Here is a 16,508-nt window from a genome sequence, read left to right as displayed (position 1 = left end):
TTAGCCTTCTGCCCCTATGGACGCAAGTTTTTCCGGTCTAGTCCTATCAACACCAATTCCGGAAAGACTACGGCCTAAGGATGCTACTGCCTGTTGTTTTCCTGGACTCGAGATCCCGGTGTGCATTCGCCGCATCGCGCAGAGCGTATGTCTGGTTGATCTCGATGCGGACTTGGCCGCTGCGAACCACGGCGAACAGCTCGTCCGCCATGGCGAGCAGGTCCGCGCGCTTGGCGGTATGGGTGGCAAGGGTTGGGCGCGTGACGAACAGGCTACCCTTGGCGGCGAGAATGCCGAGATCGACGCCTGTGACGGGGCCGGAAGCGTTGCCGTAGGAGACGAGCAGGCCGAAGGGTGCGAGGCAGTCGAGCGAGGCGGAGAAGGTGTCGCGGCCGACGCTGTCGTACACCACGGGAAGGCGTGCCCCGCGGGTGATGTCGTTCACGCGCGCGGCCAGATCCTCGCCCTGCAGGATGACGTGGTCCGCACCGTGCGCGCGCGCCAGTTCGGCCTTTGCCTCTGAGCCCACGGTGCCAATGACTGTGGCACCCAGTGCCTTGGCCCACTGGCAGAGGATGAGGCCGACGCCGCCGGCGGCAGCGTGGACGAGGATGGTCTCGCCCGCCTTCACCTTGTAGGTGCGGCGTAGGAGGTACTGGGCGGTGAGGCCCTGCAGCATCATCGCGGCCGCCGTGTCGAACGCGATGTCGTCCGGCAGCTTCACGAGCACTTTGGCAGGGATGGTGCGCGCCTCCGCGTAGGCCCCGATCGGGCCCATGGCGTAGGCCACGCGATCGCCAACCTTCAGATCCTCCACCCCGTCTCCCACCGCCTCAACCGTGCCCGCCGCTTCCATGCCGATGACCGCTGGAAGGGAGGGCGCCTTGTAGAGCCCGGTGCGGAAGTAGATGTCGATGAAGTTCAGCCCGACCGCGTGGTGACGTACCAGCGCCTCGCCCGGCTTCGGGCTCGGCAGGGGCACCTCCTCCCAGACCAGCTTCTCCGGGCCGCCGGGCTCGTGCAGGCGAATGGCGTGGTTCATGGTGGGTGTCCTAGGGCGCCTCGGACGCGCCGAAAGCGCGCCGCTCGGGCAAGTTGGGTTCGTCCAGCAGGTCGGGGCTGTCGGGGTTGGCACGCCTGGTGCGGCGCTCCAGCGCCAGAAGCCACCGCTTCGTGCTGATGCCTTCCCCGCCGGAATAGCCGCCGATGGTGCCTCCGGCGCCGATCACGCGGTGGCAGGGAATGATAACGGGGATGGGGTTCGCACCATTCGCGCCGCCAATGGCGCGGGAGGCGGTGCCGAGATCCCGGGCCAGTTCCGCGTAGCTGCGCGTCGCGCCGTGCGGGATGTCTTGCAGCGCCTGCCAGACGCGGCGGCGGAAGGGGCTTCCCATCGGGTTCAAGGGCAGATCAAAGCCGGTCCGCAGCCCGTCCAGGTAGTCCTGCAGCTGATCCGCGGCGCGCCGCAGCAAGGGCGTTTCCTCGCGGTCCCGTCCTTGCCCCCAATCTAGGGCGACGATCGCGCCGTCCTCCTCGGACAGGGTAAGGGTGCCGAGAGGCGTGTGGAGGAAGGTTTGTGGCATGGGCTGGCGATCGGCATTGGTCGGCCCGGTCGGGCCCGGCGTCAAGCGGGGATCGCTCCGCGGGCCTCGCCTCCGGCCCTTCCTGCCCCTAGATGTGGCACAGCCGTCCTGCCCTCGACGAGAGATGCCCGCCTTGCCCGACAGCGCTGCCGTTTCACGTGAAACAGAGGCCGACCCGCCGCCCTGGTTCCAGTCCCACATCTTCGTTTGCACCAACCGGCGTCCCGATGGTCACCGGCGCGGATCCTGCGCTGCCCGGGGAAGCGAGGTCCTTAGGGACTATATGAAGGCGCGAGCCAAGGAGCTGGGCATCAAGGGCATTCGGGTGAACAGCGCCGGTTGTCTCGATCGGTGTGAGTTCGGCCCGGTCGTGGTGATCTACCCCGAAGGCATCTGGTACCGGGCCGAGACGCGCGACGATGTGGACGAGATCCTGGTGACGCATGTGACCGAAGGGCGCCGGGTGCATCGCCTCATGCTCACCGAAAAGGACGTGCCCCCCGGCAAGGGCTGAGGGCCGGAAACCCGGGAATGGACACGATCTTCGCCCTCGCTACCGCGCCGGGGCGCGCGGCGATCGCCATTATCCGCCTTTCCGGCCCCGCCAGCCGGGATCTGCTGAAAGAGCTCTGCGGCCGCGTGCTGCCGCCACCACGCAAGGCCGCGCTGCGCCGGCTCCGGGCCGCCGGCGGCGCCACCTTGGACGAGGCCGTGGTGCTCTGGCTCCCTGGTCCCGGCTCCTACACCGGCGAGGACTCGGCCGAACTGCACCTCCATGGTGGCGCCGCGGTGGTGGCCGGGGTTGGGGAGGCATTGGCGACTCTCGGCGCCCGCCCGGCCGAACCGGGGGAGTTCACCCGGCGCGCCGTCCTGAACGGCCGCATGGACCTGACAGCGGCCGAGGGCGTGATCGACCTGATCGAGGCGGAGACCGCCATGCAGGCCCGCCAGGCCCTAGCCCTGGCCGGCGGCGGGCTGACCGCCCTCTGCGCGGAATGGGCTGCCCGCCTCACCGGCCTACTGGCGCGGCAGGAGGCGCTGATCGAGTTCGAGGATGAGGGGCTGCCGGGCTCGCTGGAGGCGGAGGTGGCCCGCGCGACCGCCGCCCTGGCGGCCGAGATGACCGACCGGCTACTGGCCGACGAGGGCGGCGAGCGGGTGCGGGCAGGGCTGGACGTGGCCATCCTGGGCGCGCCGAACGCGGGCAAGTCCTCCCTACTCAACGCCCTGGTCGGGCGGGAGGCCGCCATCGTCTCCGCACGGGCCGGAACGACGCGGGACATCGTGGAGGCGCGGATCGTGCTGGCGGGCCTGCCCGCCGTGCTGGCCGATACGGCGGGGCTGCGGGAGGCCGGGGACGAGATCGAGGCCGAAGGGGTGCGCCGTGCACTGCATCGGGGGGAGGCGGCCGACATCGTGCTGGCCGTGCTGCCCTGCGGCGCTCCGCCGGACGAAGCGACGCTGGCGCTGATCGGCCGGCGGAACTGCCTGATCGTCGCCTCCAAGGCCGACCTGGGCGGCCCGATACCGCCCGGCGCCTTGGCCGTCTCTGCGCGGACGGGCGACGGGATCGCCGTGCTGCGAGCCAGGCTTGAGGAGGAGGCCGTCCGCCTAGCCCCGGCTTCCGGCGCCGCCCTGCTCGCCCGGCCCCGCCACCGGGCGGCCGTGCGGGACGCGCTGCGCTGGCTCGGCGAGGCGGAGGCAGCCCCCTTGCCGGAGCTGCGGGCCGATGCCTTACGCGAGGCGCTGCGGGCCCTTGGCCGGCTGACCGGGAGGGTCGATGCGGAGGCTGTCCTGGACCGCGTTTTCGCGGAGTTCTGCATCGGGAAGTGACCCCGCCGAATGGTGGCGGTATAGGCGCGGCATGGGGTGCGCTTTCGATGTTGTGGTGGTGGGCGGCGGGCATGCCGGGGCCGAGGCGGCCGCGGCGGCGGCCCGGTGCGGCGCCCGCACCCTGTTGCTGACCCACCGGGCGGACCGGCTGGGCGAGATGTCCTGCAACCCTGCCGTCGGCGGGGTGGGGAAGGGGCACCTCGTACGCGAGGTGGACGCACTGGACGGGCTGATGGGCCGCGCGGCGGATGCGGCCGGGATCCACTTCAAGCTGCTGAACCGCAGCAAGGGCCCGGCCGTGCGCGGCCCCCGTGCCCAGGCCGACAGGGCCCTCTACCGCACCGCGATCCAGGACCTGCTGCGGGCCACCCCGAACCTCACCATCCAGGAGGGCGCGGCCGAGGGGTTGGAGCGCGCCCGCGATGGCGGGATTGCCGCCGTGCTGACGGGGGAGGGCGAGCGGATCGGCTGCGGCGCCCTCGTCGTGACCGCCGGCACCTTCCTGCGCGGCGAGATCCATCTCGGGCCGGAGCGTCTGCCCGCCGGGCGCCATGGCGACCCCGCCTCGGTCGGGCTGGCGCTGGCGCTCGCCGCCCTGGATCTCCCCGTGTGCCGGCTGAAGACCGGCACCCCGCCTCGGCTGGACGGCCGCACGATCGACTGGGCGGGGATTGATGCCCAGCCCGGCGACGACCCGCCCGAACCCCTCTCCTGGATGACGGAGCGGATCACCAACCCGCAGGTGGTCTGCGGCATCACCGCCACCACGCCGGAAACCCATGCCCTGATCCGTGCCTCGCTGGACCGGGCTCCGATCTACACCGGCCAGATCCAGGGGGCGGGGCCGCGCTACTGTCCCTCGATCGAGGACAAGGTGGTCCGCTTCGCCGAGCGCGACCGGCACCAGATCTTCCTGGAGCCGGAGGGAATCGACGACCCGACCGTCTACCCGAACGGCATCTCCACCAGCCTGCCGCGGGACGTGCAGGAGGCGGTGATTGCCTCCATCCCCGGGCTGGAGCGGGCGCGCATCCTCCGCCACGGCTACGCGATCGAGTACGACCATCTCGACCCGCGCGCCCTGCGCCCGAGCCTGGAGGTGCGGTCGGTGCCACGCCTCTTCCTCGCGGGGCAGGTGAACGGCACCACGGGCTATGAGGAGGCGGCCGCTCAGGGCCTGCTGGCCGGGGTGAACGCCGCCCACCGTGCCAGCGGCGGCACGGAGCCGCGGGTCCTGCTGCGGACGGAGGCCTATGCCGGCGTGCTGGTGGACGACCTGGTCACCCAGGGCGTGACGGAGCCCTACCGCATGCTCACCGCACGGGCCGAGCACCGTCTGCGTCTGCGCGCCGACAATGCCGGGCTGCGCCTGACGGAGCGCGGCCTGGCATGGGGTTGCGTGGGGCCGGAGCGCGCCGCCCGGCACCGCGCCTTCGCCGCAGCCATCCGGGACGCCTTGGCCCGCGCCCGCGCCGAGACCGCCACCCCTGCCGCCCTGGCCGCCGCCGGCCTTCCCGTGAACCAGGACGGCGTGCCCCGAACCGTCCTGGAGGTGATGGCCCTGCCCGCTGCCGGGGCACCAGCCCTGGAGCAGGCCTTTCCCTGGCTGCGTGATCTTGCCCCTGGCGTGCGTGCGCAGCTCGAGACAGAGGCCCTCTACGCTCCCTACCTCGCCCGGCAGGCCGCCGAGTTCGCCGCGCTCGAGCGGGAGGAACGGCTTCGCATCCCGGAGGATGTGGATTTCGCCGCCATCGCCGGCCTCTCCACGGAGATGCGGCAGCGCCTCTCTGCCGCGCGCCCCGCCACGCTCGGCGCTGCCGGCCGGGTGCCAGGTGTCACGCCCGCGGCGCTGGTCGCGCTCGCCGGCCACTTGCGGCGCGGTGCCTCCCCGGCGCGGGCGGGCGTGGCGTGAGGACACCCGAACCGGTCGTTTCACGTGAAACGGAAGCGCGGCTGGATGGGTTCCTGTCGCTGCTCCTGCGCTGGAACGCCCGCATCAATCTCGTGGCCGAGCGCGATCCGGAAACGCTGCGCGCCCGCCATATCGCGGACTCCCTGCAGCTCCTGCCCCTGCTGCCCGGTGGGGGAGGGGAGGCTGCCGACCTCGGCACCGGGGGCGGCTTCCCCGGCCTCGTCCTCGCCATTGCGGACACCGGTCGCTCCTGGAACCTCGTTGAATCGGATCGCCGTAAGGCGGCCTTCCTCACTGCCGCCGCGGGCGAGCTCGGCCTCTCCCACGTCCGGGTCCATACCCGGCGGATCGAGGCCGTAACCCTCCCGCCGCTCGCCCTCGTCACCGCCCGGGCTCTCGCGCCCCTGCCAGTGCTGCTGGGCCACGCCGCCCGGCTGCTCTCCCCGGGCGGTACCGCCCTTTTCCCGAAAGGCCGCAGCGCGGCCGACGAACTCACCGCCGCAGAGGCGGAATGGACCATGCACACCGAGCGCTTCGAGAGCCGCACCGAACCCGGCGCCACCATCCTCCGCATCACGGAACTCCATCGTGCCGGCAGCTGAGCGGACCCCTTCCGGCCCGCGCCGGATCGCCCTGGCCAACCAGAAGGGCGGGGTGGGCAAGACCACCACCGCGATCAACCTCGCCACGGCACTCGCCTCCACCAAGCGCGTGCTGCTGCTGGACATGGACCCGCAGGGCAATGCCTCCACAGGCCTCGGCGTACCCCGCAACGCCCGCGGAGCCGGCAGCTACGCCCTGCTGGTGGGGGACCGCCCGCTGGGCGACCTGATCCGTCCCAGCCAGATCCCTGGCCTGGACCTGCTGCCGGCTGATAACGATCTGGCCGGCGCCGAAATCGAGATGGTGGGGATGGAGGACCGGGAGCGCCGCCTGGCCCAGGCCCTGGAGCGCAGCGGCCCCACCCTCGCCCGCTACGACTACATGCTGATCGACTGCCCCCCCTCGCTCGGCCTGCTGACCCTGAACTCCCTCGTCGCCAGCCAGTCCGTGCTGGTGCCCCTGCAGACCGAGTTCTTCGCGCTGGAGGGCATCTCCCAGATGACGCGCACGGTGGATCGGGTGAAGCGCCTCAACCCCGCCCTCGCCCTGGACGGAATCGTCCTGACCATGTTCGATCGCCGCAACAACCTCTCCGAGCTCGTCGCGCGCGACGTGCGGAGCTTCTTCAAGGACCGGGTGTACGACACGGTGATCCCCCGCAACATCCGCGTCTCCGAGGCGCCCTCCCACGGTCTTCCCGTCATCCTCTACGATGTGCGCTCGGCCGGCGCCCAGGCCTACATCCAGCTGGCGGCGGAACTGCTGAAGCGCGACCGGGCCCGCGCCCGCGCGTTGAAGGCCGCGGAGGGCACGAAGTGAGCCGCAAGCCGACCCGCCTGGGCATGGGCCTCTCCGCCCTCCTCGGGGATGAGCCCGCCTCTGCCACCGCCTCTGCGGTGCCCCAGACCCTGCCCGTGGAGGCGCTGGAGCCCGGCCCCTTCCAGCCCCGCGGTCCCATGGACCCGGAGGCCCTGGCCGAACTCGCCGCCTCCATCCGGGAGCATGGCGTCCTCCAGCCCATCCTCGTCCGCCCGAAGCCTGGCAATGCGGGCAGTTACGAGATCATCGGCGGGGAGCGCCGCTGGCGCGCCGCACAGGCCGCTCGCCTGCACGAAGTGCCGGTGGTGGTGCGGGAAATGGACGACCGCGCGGCCATGGCCGCCGGCCTCGTCGAGAACCTGCAGCGCGAGGACCTGAACGCGCTGGAGGAGGCCGAGGGCTACCGCCGCCTCACCGAGGAGTTCGGCCTGAAGGCGGATGCCCTGGGCAACGCCGTGGGGAAGAGCCGCAGTCACGTCGCCAACACCATGCGCCTCCTCGGCCTGCCCTCCTCCGTCCGCCAGATGCTTGGCCGCGGCAGCCTCACCGCCGGCCATGCCCGCGCCCTTCTGACCGCGCCTGACCCGGTGCGCTTGGCCGAGCAGGTGGTGACCCGCGGTCTGAACGTGCGCCAGACGGAAGCCCTGGCCGCCGCCGGCGACCGCCCCCGTACCCAGCGCCGCCAGCCAGACGCCGATACCCGCGCACTGGAGCGCGAACTCTCTGAGCGCCTGGGCCTCCGGGTGACCATCGAGCACGGCGGCCGGGGCGGGAAGGTCGTCATCTCCTACCGCGACCTCGACCAGCTCGACGGCATCGTCCGCCTGCTCCAGGCCTAGCTTCCGCGCCGGACCCAAGGGAGGAGAGAAGGAATTCTCCCCTCCCTTGGAACCTACCCTTCATCCTTCGTTTTCGGGCTGCGGCGGGATGCAGGGCTGGCACCTTGCCTCGAGCCATGACCCGAGGCGCGGGACACGACAGCACGGGCTGACCTGCATTCCGCGGCGTCCAGAGCCGCCCTCGATCATCGGGCCTACGACATCCCCCTTGCAGGAGCCTGGATGGCCGTTGCTGTCCGGGCAGAGTAGTCCCTGGCCTTCGAAGCACTGGCCCCGAGCTTCGAAAGCTACATGCCTCCTCAAAACATCAGCACCGATACACCCGAGCCAGGGAGGCGGCCCGTCGTTCAATCTTCTTCACTTGGGAAGTACGGCGGGCGTGCTACCTCCCCAGCGACATCGCGACGAGGTGCAGAGAGTGGCAGGCAATCGGAACAAGGCGCGGGCCCGTGTGAGCGGCCCCGTGACGCCCACCAGGATGATCATGGCGGCCCCACCTCCGCCTCCGCCGCCGAAGGGCCTTCTCGGCCTGTCCTGGCCAGTCCTGGGCGCCGCCGCGGTCGGGGTGGCGCTGCTGGTCACAGGCTGGTCGCTGGCCTTCTCCCGCGGTGCAGGGTTGGAGCGGGCGGAGGCGGCAGGCCGAGCTCAGGCGGCCCGGACGACGGAACTTGAGAGCACGCTCGCAGGGGAACGGCGGGCGGCCGGGGATCTGGCGGCTCTGACGCAGCGGGCGGAAGCGGCCCGGGCGGCGGGTACGGCAGCCGAGGGCCGGGGCCGGGAGCTGGCCGCATCCGTAACGCAGGCAGAGGCACGGCTGGCCGACCTGGGGCGTCAGGCGGAAGCGGCCCAGGGACGGGTGTCCGCGCTGGCTGCGGAGACGGAAAAGGCGCAGCAGACCCTGACGGAGCGGCAGGCCGGAGCGGCCCGGGATACCGAGGCACTGAACGGACGACTTGCGGCGCTGCGCGGCCAGGTGGGCGAGGCCGAGACGGCGCTGCAGGCCCGGCAGGGCGCGCTGACCGGGGCGGAGCGGCAGGCGGCGGAACTGGAAACCCGCCTGGCGACGCTGCGCAGCCAAATGGGCGAGGCCGAGACGGCGTTGCGCGCGCGGCAGGGCGAGGTGGCCGAGGCGGAGCAGCGGGTCGCCGTACTCCGGGCCGAGGTCAGCAACCTGGACCGCCAGTTGGCCGAGCGCCGGCAGGCGGCACCGCCGGTGGACGGAGCCGCGCCGGGCACCGCGCCCTGAGGGTTGGCGTCAGCCCTGCGCCAGGATCCCGTCCCGGCGCAGGGCCTCGATCTCGTCCGGGGTGAAGCCGGCCTCGGCGAGGACTTCCGCGTTGTTCTCGCCCATGCGCGGCGGCTGGCGCTGTAGGGCGGTGCGCTCCTTCGCGCCGCCGAACTCCACGGGCAGGGCGGGCAGGAGCGCCTCCGTCGTGCCGCCACCGAGGACCGACATGGCGGTGGCCAGCAGCCCGCCGCCGGCGAGAAGGTGCGGATCCTCGAAGAGGTCGGCGGGCTTGCCCACGGGTGCCCAGGAGATGGCGGCCTTCTCGCAGCGCTCCACCACAGCATCGCGCGGCAGTGTCCCGATGCGCTCCTTCAGTTCGGGGATCAGCCAGGGGCGGGCGCGGGTGCGCTCGGCGTTGGTATGGAGGCGCTCGTCGGCCGCGAGGTCATCGAAGCCGAAGACCTCGCAGAAGCGCACCCACTGGGCATCGCTCGTCACGCCGATGAAGACCTGCCCTCCATCGGCGGTGGTGAAGGGCTCGTACACGCCCCAGGCACCGCGGCGGGCGGGCATCGGCGGCACGGGCTCACCGGTCGCGGCCGCGCCGGCCATGTGGGAGCCGACGAGGAAGACGGCGGATTCGAACAGGGCGCTGCCCACCCGTTGACCCTGGCCCGTGCGGTCCCGCTCGCGCAGCGCCGCCAGCACGGCGACGATGCCGAACACCGCACCCATGATGTCCACCACGGAAGCGCCGGCGCGCAGCGGCTGACCGGGCGGGCCGGTCATGTAGGCGAGGCCGGCCTGGAACTGCACCACCTCGTCCAGCGCCGGGCGGTGCTCGTAGGGCCCGGCGAGGAAGCCCTTGAGGGCGAGGTAGATCAGGCGCGGATTGAGGGCGGAGAGGGTGTCCCAGCCGCAGCCCAGCCGCTCCATCGTGCCCGGGCCGTAGTTCTCCAGCACCACGTCGGCCTCGGCCGCCAGACGGTGCACCGCGGCACGGCCCTCAGGCTTCTTCAGGTCGATCGCCAGGGACCGCTTGTTGCGGTTGAAGGTGGCGAAGAAGCCGGAGGCGAAGCCGGGCAGGCGGCGTGTGTGGTCGCCGGCAGGGGCGGGTTCCACCTTCACCACATCGGCACCCAGGTCGGCCAGCAGCAGGCCCGCGCAGGGGCCCATGATGGTGTGGCTGAACTCGAGGACGCGCAGGCCCTGCAGCGGGCGGGCGCTCATGCCGCCACGCCCGCGGTGCGCTCGCGGAAGGCGCGCAAGCTGCCGCCGCGAAGCAGGGCGCTCGGCAGGGAATGGCCGACGATGCGCTCGGCCAGGTGCCCGGCCTCGATCAGAGCGTCCAGGTCCACGCCCGTCTCGATGCCCAGCTCCTCGCAGAGCAGGGCCAGCTCCTCGCTGGCGATGTTCCCCGGCGCCCCCTTATGGGCGGCAAAGGGGCAGCCGCCGAGGCCGCCCACCGTTGCGTCGAAGCTCACCACGCCCATCCGCAGCCCGGCATGCGCGTTGGCCACCGCCAGGCCGCGCGTGTCGTGCAGGTGCAGGGTGATCTCCGGCTCCGGCCAGCGGGCGCGGACCTCGCCCACCAGGCGTTCCACATGCGCGGGGTTGGCCCAGCCCATGGTGTCGGCCAGCGAGAGGCGGGTGATAGTGGTCCCGGCCTCCGCGGCGATGCCCATACCATCCTCGATGGCAGTGAAGACCTGGGCGGGCGTGACCACGCCGGAGAAGTTGCAGCCGAAGGAGGCCATGACGCCGATGCGGGTCACGGGGATGCCAGCCGCAAGGTGCGCGGCCGTCTGCTTGCGCATGGCCTCGATCTGCCCGGCGCGGTCACGGTTGAGGTTCTTGCGGGAGAAGGCCTCGGAAGCGGAGAGGGAGATGGAACCGGTGAGGTGCAGCCGGTCCTCGAAAGCCAGCGCCCTCTCCAGCCCGGCGGCGTTGAACCACAGCGCCGTGTAGTCCACGCCCGGGCGTGGCGTGAAGCCGGCCACCGCTTGCTCAGCGTCGGCCCAGCCCGGAACAAGCTTCGGCGAGACGAAGGAGGCGACCTGGATGTGCTTCAGGCCGGTTGCCGCCAACGCGTCGATGAGCGCGATCTTGTCGGCCGTCGGGATCGGGCCCGGCTCGATCTGAAAGCCCTCGCGCGGGCCCTCCTCGTTGATGGAAACGCGGCGGGGCAGGTCGTTCACGGAGGGATCCCTTCGGGCCGGCACGGTTGACGTCCGGCCGTTCTGTCTGGCAGAACTATTGTTCTGTTCTGAGAAAATGGCGATGCCGGACCTCCAGGTCAAGCAGGACGAGGCCTCGCGCGGTGCCGAGGGCGTGGCGGCGCTGGAGCGCGGGCTTGCCGTGCTGGACGCGATGGGCGCCTCGGAGGGCCCGCAAAGCCTGGCCGAGCTCGCCCGCCGCACCGGGCTGTACAAGAGCACCCTGCTGCGTCTCCTCGCCTCGCTGGAGCGGCGCGGCTACGCGGTGCGCGGCGGGGATGGGCGCTACAGGCTGGGCCCGGCCCTGCCGCATCTCGGCGCCGCCTACCTGCGCGGCCTGGACCTGCGGGCGGCCCTGGACCCGGTCCTCGGCTCCCTCGCGGCGGAGACGCGGGAAACGGCGGGCTTCTTCGTGCGGGAAGGCGAGAAGCGCCTGCTCCTCGCCCGGGTGGAAGGGCAGCAGGCGGTGCGGGACTGGATCACCGTCGGGTCCTTGCTGCCCCTGCAGGGCGCTGCCGGACACACGCTGACCCGCTTCGCCGGGGGCTGGCGCCCCGGCCAGCCGGTGCTGGACTCCTCCTTCGGGGAACGCACGCCGGAGATGGCCGCCATCAGCGTGCCCGTCTTCCGCGCCGGCAACACCCTCGCTGGGGCCCTGACCGTCAGCGGCACCTGCACCCGCTTTCAGGACCCGGCCCGCCACGCCGCCCTCTCCGCCGCGCTGCTGCGGGCCGGTGCAGCGCTGACGCGTGCGCTGGACGGAGACGCGGCAGCTTACGACGCGCCGGATAAGGACCCGTGAAAACAATCCAGTGACCGGCTGTTCCCTTGGCCGGACGCGGCGTTTCCCCCTCTCTGCTGCTGGATTGGAAAAGCTCCGTGTGCGACGTGCTCGTCCTGGAGGATGACGACCTGGTGCTGGACGTGATGGTCCAGGCCCTGGAAGACGCCGGCTATGCCGTGCAGATGGCCGAGCACGGCGACGAGGCGCTCGAACGCCTCGTCTCCTCCTCCTGCCGGCTCATGCTGAGCGACATCAACCTCGGCGAGCCGATGAACGGCTTCGACGTGGTGGAGCGCGCCCGGGCGGCGCGGCCGGACCTGAAGGTGATCTACCTCTCCGGCATGCCCTCCAACTGGGCCGGCCGCGTGTTCGACGAACGGACGCGGCGCCTGAACAAGCCCTTCCGCTTCGAGGAGCTGCTGCAGGCGATCCAGGAACTGGGCGTCTGGCCCAGCCAGCCGCCGGCAATGGCCGGGGACCGGGCCTCGTTCTGACGACCCCAAGGGAGGGGAGAAGGAATTCTCCCCTCCCTTAGATCCCACCCCTCATCTTCTTCAGGAAGGCTGCCGCAAAAGGCCCGACCTGCGGTTCGCCGAGCTGCATGGCCGCTCGGCGCGGGACATGTCAGCCCGCGCTGAACTAAATTCAGAATGCCTGCGGCACCAACCCCGCATCCCGCGGCAGCCTCGAAAACGAAGATGATGGGGTCCAGGGGAAGAATTCCTTCTTCCTCTGGTGGAGGGCTCGGGAGGCGAAGCCTCCCGAAAATTAGGCATAGCTAACCAAAGGGGTTGGCGATCGAATCCGTGTCCCGCCCCGTCTCGACCTGCTCGGGCAGCCGCTCCGCCTCCTGCTCCAGCACGGCAAGGGTGGCGTCCAGAAGGGCTTTCAGGCGCTTGGCGCGATCCAGGCCGGCGCGGTCGCGGGTCAGGTCCAGGCTGCCGAAAAGGGAGACGCGGTCCAGGCGGTTCTCGGCGGTGAGGCCGCCGATGCGAAGGGTAGCGGCCTCGTCGGCGTAGGGGTTGAAGGGCATGGCCGGTCCTTCCCTCATCGGCGGCCCAGCACGCGGATCAGGGCCACGATCATCACCAACGCGAAGACCCCCGCCAGGATCAGCCCGATGCGGCCGCCGGACGGGGCGGGCTGCGCCGGGGCCGGGGGAGGCCCGGCGGAGGGCGAGGGCGGTGCGGGCGGGGCCGTGCCCTCCGGCTGGTTGTCGCAGCTGCCGCGCACATTGCTCGGGCGCGGCTCCGGTAGGGCCATGGCGCGGGCCTTGACCGTGGCGGGAAGGGCGGGGAAGGCGTCCAGCCCCGTGGCCTCGCGCAGCGCGTCCAGGGACACCGCGCGCCAGGCCAGGCCGGGGGCATTGGAGGCGAGGTAGGCGCCGGCCTCACCGCGCCCGGGCAGGTAGATCGCCTTGTAGAGGGCGGTGGGAACCAGCACGCGGCCGTTCAGGCGCTGCAGCGTCTCGCCCTGGAAAACCGGGCCGGTCAGGACCCAGACCTCGCCCTCCTCCATCGCCAGCTCCCGCACCGTGCTCTCGATGCCTTCCCAAAGGCAGCGGTTCGAGCCGGGGTGCTGGGGGACCATGTTGGCGAGCGAGAAGCTCTCCGCCTGGGCGGAGGGTGTAGGCATGTCGCCGGAAGGGGCCATGTGACCGCGGTCGAAGCCGGAGCGGGCATAGTCGGAGAGGCGCGCCCGCTCCTCCTCGGGCAGCTCGCTCTCGGCATGGAAGGCGTCGTCCCGCTCCAGCCCCCGTGCCTGCTGGATGCGGCGGCGGGTGAGGTGCTCGGCAGCGGCCAGGGCTGTGCGGGACACGCCGCTATGGACCACCGAATAGGCCTCGAAGCACAGCTCCCGCGCCTGGGTCGCCAGGGACGGGCGCAGGATATCCGGGGCCTGGCCGCCGGGGTGGTGCTGCGGGCAGGCGGACGGCGCCGCCCCGGCGACGGGAGAGAGCAGCAGGCCGACGAAAAAAACCGCGCTGGCCCACCCGCGCGCCTGAAAACCGATCGCGGGGTCCGGGGTGGCCGCCACCCTGGCAGAGTGTGCGGGGGGCTGAGCCTCCTGCGGGCCGCCGGCACTGCATCGGAAATCGGGCATCCTGTGACGTCGCTCGGCGGTCATGGCGCCTATGTAGTTCCCGCCCGCCCAGGCGCCATCAGCGCAGGAGCCAGTCCACCACCCAGACCGCCGCGAGCCCCAGCGCCAGGCCGGGCAGAAGCCGCCGCCCGGCGAGGATGAACACGGCCAGCGCCACCCCCGCGCCCGCCAGCCGCGCCGCGAGAGGCCAGGGCCCGGGCGAGACGAGGGCGAGGACCACCCAGGCGGAGAGAGCGGCCTCGCTGACCGCCGTGGCCCAGGCTATGGCGGGATGGTCCGCCGGCAGGCGCCAGGCCAGGGCCACCCCGATCCCGCGCAACGCGAGCATGAGCAGGATCGCGGCCAGCAGCGGGCCCCAGCCGTCCCCCATCAGCGGCGCCGCAGAAGAAAGGCCGCCGTTCCCCCCACCAGGGCCGCCAGCAGGATGCCCCAGGCCGGCGGCACGCCCGCCGGCAGCAGGAAGGCCAGCGGCGCCGCAACCGCCCCGCCCGCCGAGGCCCGCCAAGCCCCGCCCCGCGCCAGCCCGGCCGCAATCATCAGGGCGAAGTAGAGCACGTTGACCATCAGGAGCAGCCGCAGCACGGCGGGCGAAAGCCCGCCCGCCAGGGCATAGCCCAGGGTGGTGGTCAGCAACCCCACCACCCAGCTGGCCAGGGCGAAGCCGAGGAACCAGTGCGCCCGGTGCGGCGGCGGCAGGTCCGGCAGGCGCCGCATGGCGGCCGCCCAGGGCGTGATGGCGACGAAGGGCACGCAGAGCGGCGCGAGACGCCCGCGGACCAGGGGCGCCAGCGCCGCGGCCATGGGCAGGAAGCGGGCATTGGCCATCACGCAGCCCGCCACCGCCGCCGTGCCCGCCCCCGGGACTGCACCATGGGCCGCGCCCAGCAGCACCATCTGCCCGGCCATGCCATAGACCCCCGCGGAGGAGGCCAGGCCCCAGCCCAGCCCGAAGCCCGCCGCCCGCACCGCCGCGCCGAAGGCGATGAAGGTGGCGGCCATGGCGACCATCTGGGCGCCGACGGCCTCTGTGACGCCCTGGCGGAAGGCGGGGTGCATCCGCGCAGCCTGCCATGGCGGGCGCCGCGCCGGGAGGCCCGCCCCATCGATCCGCTTGACCGGGATAGGGCCCCAGCGGAAACCTTCCGCCATGGAACAGAGTGCCGAACCCGATATCCTCGTCGTGGGCGGGGGGCCGGCGGGCTCCACCGCCGCTGCGCTGCTCGCCAAGGCCGGGCGGGACGTGGTGCTGGTGGAGAAGGAGGCGCACCCGCGCTTCCACATCGGCGAGAGCCTGCTGCCCAGGAACCTCGACATCCTCGAGCGGCTGGGGGTGCTCGGGGCGGTTCGGGAGATGGGCGTCCACAAGCCAGGCGCCGAGTTCGTCTCGGACCGCACCGGCCGCTCCTGCCCCTTTCCATTCGCCCATGCGCTGAACCGGGCGCGCACCCACGCCTGGCAGGTCCGGCGCTCCGAGTTCGACGCCGCCCTCTTCTCCAATGCCCGCCGCCTCGGCGCGACGGCGCTGGAGGAGACCCGGGTGACGGATATCGCCTTCGGCGGGCGCGGCGAGCGTTCCACCGTGACCGCGCGCACGAAGGAGGGCGTGGACCTGACCTTCCGCCCGCGCTTCGTGCTGGACGCCTCCGGCCGCGACACCTTCCTGGCCGGCAAGCTGCGGCTGAAGGAGAGCAACAAGCACAACAACACCGCCGCCATGTACGCCCACTTCACCGGCGTGGAGCGGCGCGATGGCGAGCTGGACGGCTACATCTCCATCCACCTCGCCGAGGATGGCTGGTTCTGGCTCATCCCCCTGCCCGGCGACGTGATGAGCGTCGGCTTCGTCGGCAACCAGTCCGCCTGGAAGGGCCGCAAGGGCACGGCGCAGGAGCTGTTCCTTGCCCGCATCGCCTCCAGCCCCACCGTCTCCGCCCGCACGCGCGGCGCGACGATCACGAGCGAGATCTACTCCACCGCCAACTACTCCTACCGCGCCACCTCTGGCTCCGGCGAAGGCTACCTGATGATCGGGGACGCCTTCGGCTTCGTGGACCCGATGTTCTCCACCGGCGTGCTGATGGCGATGACGGCCGGCGAGCTGGGCGCGAAGGCCGCCGAGACCTGGCTGGAAAACCCCGCCCGCGGCGCCGCCGCCTGCCGCGCGGTGAACCAGGAGCTGGCGCGGGCGATGGACCGCATCGGCTGGCTCATCTACCGCATCAACGACCCCGTGATGCGCAGCCTGTTCATGGCGCCGAAGAACACGCTGTGGATGCGCGACGGCATTATCAACATGCTGGCCGGCAACCTCGCCGGCGGCCGCTTCGGCGACCCGCGCGCGGTGCTGCCGATCCTGTCCTTCAAGGCCGTGTACCACGTGATGTCCTGGCTGCACCGGCACGGGATGGGGCCGGAGATGCCGGAAGCGCGCCCGGCCATGATGGCGGCGGAGTAGGTGGCCGGGGGGGGGGGGGGGGGGGGGGGGGGGGGGGGGGGGGGGGGGGGGGGGGGGGGGGGGGGGGGGGGGGGGGGGGGGGGGGGGGGGGGGGGGGGGGGGGGGGGGGGGGGGGGGGGGGGGGGGGGGGGGG

At 72.3% G+C, this 16,508-nt stretch carries 18 protein-coding genes; 10 read left to right on the top strand and 8 right to left on the bottom strand.

The features are described from left to right. Positions 1-67 precede the first annotated feature (67 nt). Both NRP21_RS17780 and NRP21_RS17775 read right to left on the bottom strand, forming a co-directional pair. Positions 68-1,042, bottom strand: a complete 975-nt coding sequence (locus NRP21_RS17780) for a quinone oxidoreductase family protein (protein WP_257717572.1) — start codon at positions 1,040-1,042, stop codon at positions 68-70. Positions 1,043-1,052: 10 nt separating this feature from the next. After that, the gene (locus tag NRP21_RS17775) at positions 1,053-1,583 is read right to left on the bottom strand and encodes a methylated-DNA--[protein]-cysteine S-methyltransferase (RefSeq protein ID WP_257717571.1); all 531 of its coding nucleotides are present in this window, start codon (positions 1,581-1,583) and stop codon (positions 1,053-1,055) included. Between the two features lie 133 nt (positions 1,584-1,716). Between NRP21_RS17775 and NRP21_RS17770 the strand changes: the two genes are divergently transcribed. From NRP21_RS17770 to NRP21_RS17740, 7 genes are all read left to right on the top strand, one after another. Then, positions 1,717-2,097, top strand: coding sequence for a (2Fe-2S) ferredoxin domain-containing protein (locus NRP21_RS17770; RefSeq protein ID WP_257717570.1), 381 nt, complete (start codon positions 1,717-1,719; stop codon positions 2,095-2,097). 17 nt (positions 2,098-2,114) lie between these two features. Then, a complete protein-coding gene (gene mnmE / locus NRP21_RS17765) occupies positions 2,115-3,416 on the top strand; it encodes a tRNA uridine-5-carboxymethylaminomethyl(34) synthesis GTPase MnmE (RefSeq protein ID WP_257717569.1) in 1,302 nt (433 codons plus the stop codon). Positions 3,417-3,447: 31 nt separating this feature from the next. Then, on the top strand, positions 3,448-5,328 hold the full coding sequence (gene mnmG / locus NRP21_RS17760) for a tRNA uridine-5-carboxymethylaminomethyl(34) synthesis enzyme MnmG (RefSeq protein ID WP_257717568.1): 1,881 nt from the start codon (positions 3,448-3,450) through the stop codon (positions 5,326-5,328). Then, positions 5,325-5,930: a 16S rRNA (guanine(527)-N(7))-methyltransferase RsmG gene (rsmG, locus tag NRP21_RS17755; RefSeq protein ID WP_257717567.1), complete on the top strand. Its 606-nt coding sequence runs from the start codon at positions 5,325-5,327 to the stop codon at positions 5,928-5,930. The genes mnmG and rsmG overlap by 4 nt, the downstream gene beginning before the upstream one ends. Then, a complete protein-coding gene (locus NRP21_RS17750; protein ID WP_257717566.1) occupies positions 5,917-6,750 on the top strand; it encodes a ParA family protein in 834 nt (277 codons plus the stop codon). The genes rsmG and NRP21_RS17750 overlap by 14 nt, the downstream gene beginning before the upstream one ends. Positions 6,751-6,773: 23 nt before the next feature. Further along, positions 6,774-7,589: a ParB/RepB/Spo0J family partition protein gene (locus tag NRP21_RS17745; protein WP_257717674.1), complete on the top strand. Its 816-nt coding sequence runs from the start codon at positions 6,774-6,776 to the stop codon at positions 7,587-7,589. 463 nt (positions 7,590-8,052) lie between these two features. Then, positions 8,053-8,835 (top strand): hypothetical protein, encoded by a 783-nt coding sequence (locus NRP21_RS17740; RefSeq protein WP_257717565.1) that lies wholly within the window; start codon positions 8,053-8,055, stop codon positions 8,833-8,835. 9 nt (positions 8,836-8,844) lie between these two features. Here the strand turns inward: NRP21_RS17740 and NRP21_RS17735 are convergent, their stop codons facing one another. Both NRP21_RS17735 and NRP21_RS17730 read right to left on the bottom strand, forming a co-directional pair. Beyond that, a complete protein-coding gene (locus NRP21_RS17735) occupies positions 8,845-10,047 on the bottom strand; it encodes a CaiB/BaiF CoA transferase family protein (RefSeq protein WP_257717564.1) in 1,203 nt (400 codons plus the stop codon). Further along, the gene (locus NRP21_RS17730) at positions 10,044-11,015 is read right to left on the bottom strand and encodes a hydroxymethylglutaryl-CoA lyase (protein ID WP_257717563.1); all 972 of its coding nucleotides are present in this window, start codon (positions 11,013-11,015) and stop codon (positions 10,044-10,046) included. Before NRP21_RS17730 ends, NRP21_RS17735 begins: the two co-directional genes overlap by 4 nt. Positions 11,016-11,097: 82 nt before the next feature. Between NRP21_RS17730 and NRP21_RS17725 the strand changes: the two genes are divergently transcribed. Then, positions 11,098-11,835, top strand: coding sequence for an IclR family transcriptional regulator (locus NRP21_RS17725; protein ID WP_257717562.1), 738 nt, complete (start codon positions 11,098-11,100; stop codon positions 11,833-11,835). Positions 11,836-11,912: 77 nt separating this feature from the next. After that, positions 11,913-12,311 carry a response regulator gene (locus tag NRP21_RS17720; RefSeq protein WP_257717561.1) on the top strand — a complete coding sequence of 133 codons (399 nt, stop codon included), beginning with the start codon at positions 11,913-11,915 and terminating at the stop codon, positions 12,309-12,311. A 284-nt stretch (positions 12,312-12,595) separates the two neighbouring features. Here NRP21_RS17720 and NRP21_RS17715 read toward each other — a convergent pair whose 3' ends face one another. The 4 genes from NRP21_RS17715 to NRP21_RS17700 all read right to left on the bottom strand — a co-directional run bounded on the left by NRP21_RS17715 (position 12,596) and on the right by NRP21_RS17700 (position 14,976). Next, entirely contained in the window at positions 12,596-12,850 is a 255-nt protein-coding gene (locus NRP21_RS17715) for a hypothetical protein (RefSeq protein ID WP_257717560.1), read from the bottom strand. A gap of 14 nt (positions 12,851-12,864) precedes the next feature. Beyond that, positions 12,865-13,854, bottom strand: coding sequence for a DNA/RNA non-specific endonuclease (locus tag NRP21_RS17710; RefSeq protein WP_257717559.1), 990 nt, complete (start codon positions 13,852-13,854; stop codon positions 12,865-12,867). A gap of 124 nt (positions 13,855-13,978) precedes the next feature. Beyond that, the gene (locus tag NRP21_RS17705; RefSeq protein ID WP_257717558.1) at positions 13,979-14,290 is read right to left on the bottom strand and encodes an AzlD domain-containing protein; all 312 of its coding nucleotides are present in this window, start codon (positions 14,288-14,290) and stop codon (positions 13,979-13,981) included. Then, positions 14,290-14,976, bottom strand: coding sequence for an AzlC family ABC transporter permease (locus tag NRP21_RS17700; RefSeq protein ID WP_257717557.1), 687 nt, complete (start codon positions 14,974-14,976; stop codon positions 14,290-14,292). Before NRP21_RS17700 ends, NRP21_RS17705 begins: the two co-directional genes overlap by 1 nt. A 91-nt stretch (positions 14,977-15,067) precedes the next feature. Between NRP21_RS17700 and NRP21_RS17695 the strand changes: the two genes are divergently transcribed. Then, positions 15,068-16,375 (top strand): NAD(P)/FAD-dependent oxidoreductase, encoded by a 1,308-nt coding sequence (locus tag NRP21_RS17695; protein ID WP_257717556.1) that lies wholly within the window; start codon positions 15,068-15,070, stop codon positions 16,373-16,375. Positions 16,376-16,508 lie beyond the last annotated feature (133 nt).

It is taken from the genome of Roseomonas populi (genome assembly GCF_024594815.1).
Taxonomy (GTDB): Bacteria; Pseudomonadota; Alphaproteobacteria; order Acetobacterales; family Acetobacteraceae; genus Roseomonas; species Roseomonas populi.
This window is presented reverse-complemented; position numbering and strand designations above follow the sequence as displayed.

Excerpts from the sequence above, each read along its gene's own strand:
- NRP21_RS17780 (WP_257717572.1), bottom strand. The coding sequence starts at position 1,042 with ATGAACCACGCCATTCGCCTGCACGAGCCCGGCGGCCCGGAGAAGCTG.
- NRP21_RS17775 (WP_257717571.1), bottom strand. The coding sequence starts at position 1,583 with ATGCCACAAACCTTCCTCCACACGCCTCTCGGCACCCTTACCCTGTCC.
- mnmE (WP_257717569.1), top strand. The coding sequence starts at position 2,115 with ATGGACACGATCTTCGCCCTCGCTACCGCGCCGGGGCGCGCGGCGATC.
- mnmG (WP_257717568.1), top strand. The coding sequence starts at position 3,448 with ATGGGGTGCGCTTTCGATGTTGTGGTGGTGGGCGGCGGGCATGCCGGG.
- NRP21_RS17745 (WP_257717674.1), top strand. The coding sequence starts at position 6,774 with ATGGGCCTCTCCGCCCTCCTCGGGGATGAGCCCGCCTCTGCCACCGCC.
- NRP21_RS17735 (WP_257717564.1), bottom strand. The coding sequence starts at position 10,047 with ATGAGCGCCCGCCCGCTGCAGGGCCTGCGCGTCCTCGAGTTCAGCCAC.
- NRP21_RS17725 (WP_257717562.1), top strand. The coding sequence starts at position 11,098 with ATGCCGGACCTCCAGGTCAAGCAGGACGAGGCCTCGCGCGGTGCCGAG.
- NRP21_RS17715 (WP_257717560.1), bottom strand. The coding sequence starts at position 12,850 with ATGCCCTTCAACCCCTACGCCGACGAGGCCGCTACCCTTCGCATCGGC.
- NRP21_RS17705 (WP_257717558.1), bottom strand. The coding sequence starts at position 14,290 with ATGGGGGACGGCTGGGGCCCGCTGCTGGCCGCGATCCTGCTCATGCTC.
- NRP21_RS17700 (WP_257717557.1), bottom strand. The coding sequence starts at position 14,976 with ATGCACCCCGCCTTCCGCCAGGGCGTCACAGAGGCCGTCGGCGCCCAG.
- NRP21_RS17695 (WP_257717556.1), top strand. The coding sequence starts at position 15,068 with ATGGAACAGAGTGCCGAACCCGATATCCTCGTCGTGGGCGGGGGGCCG.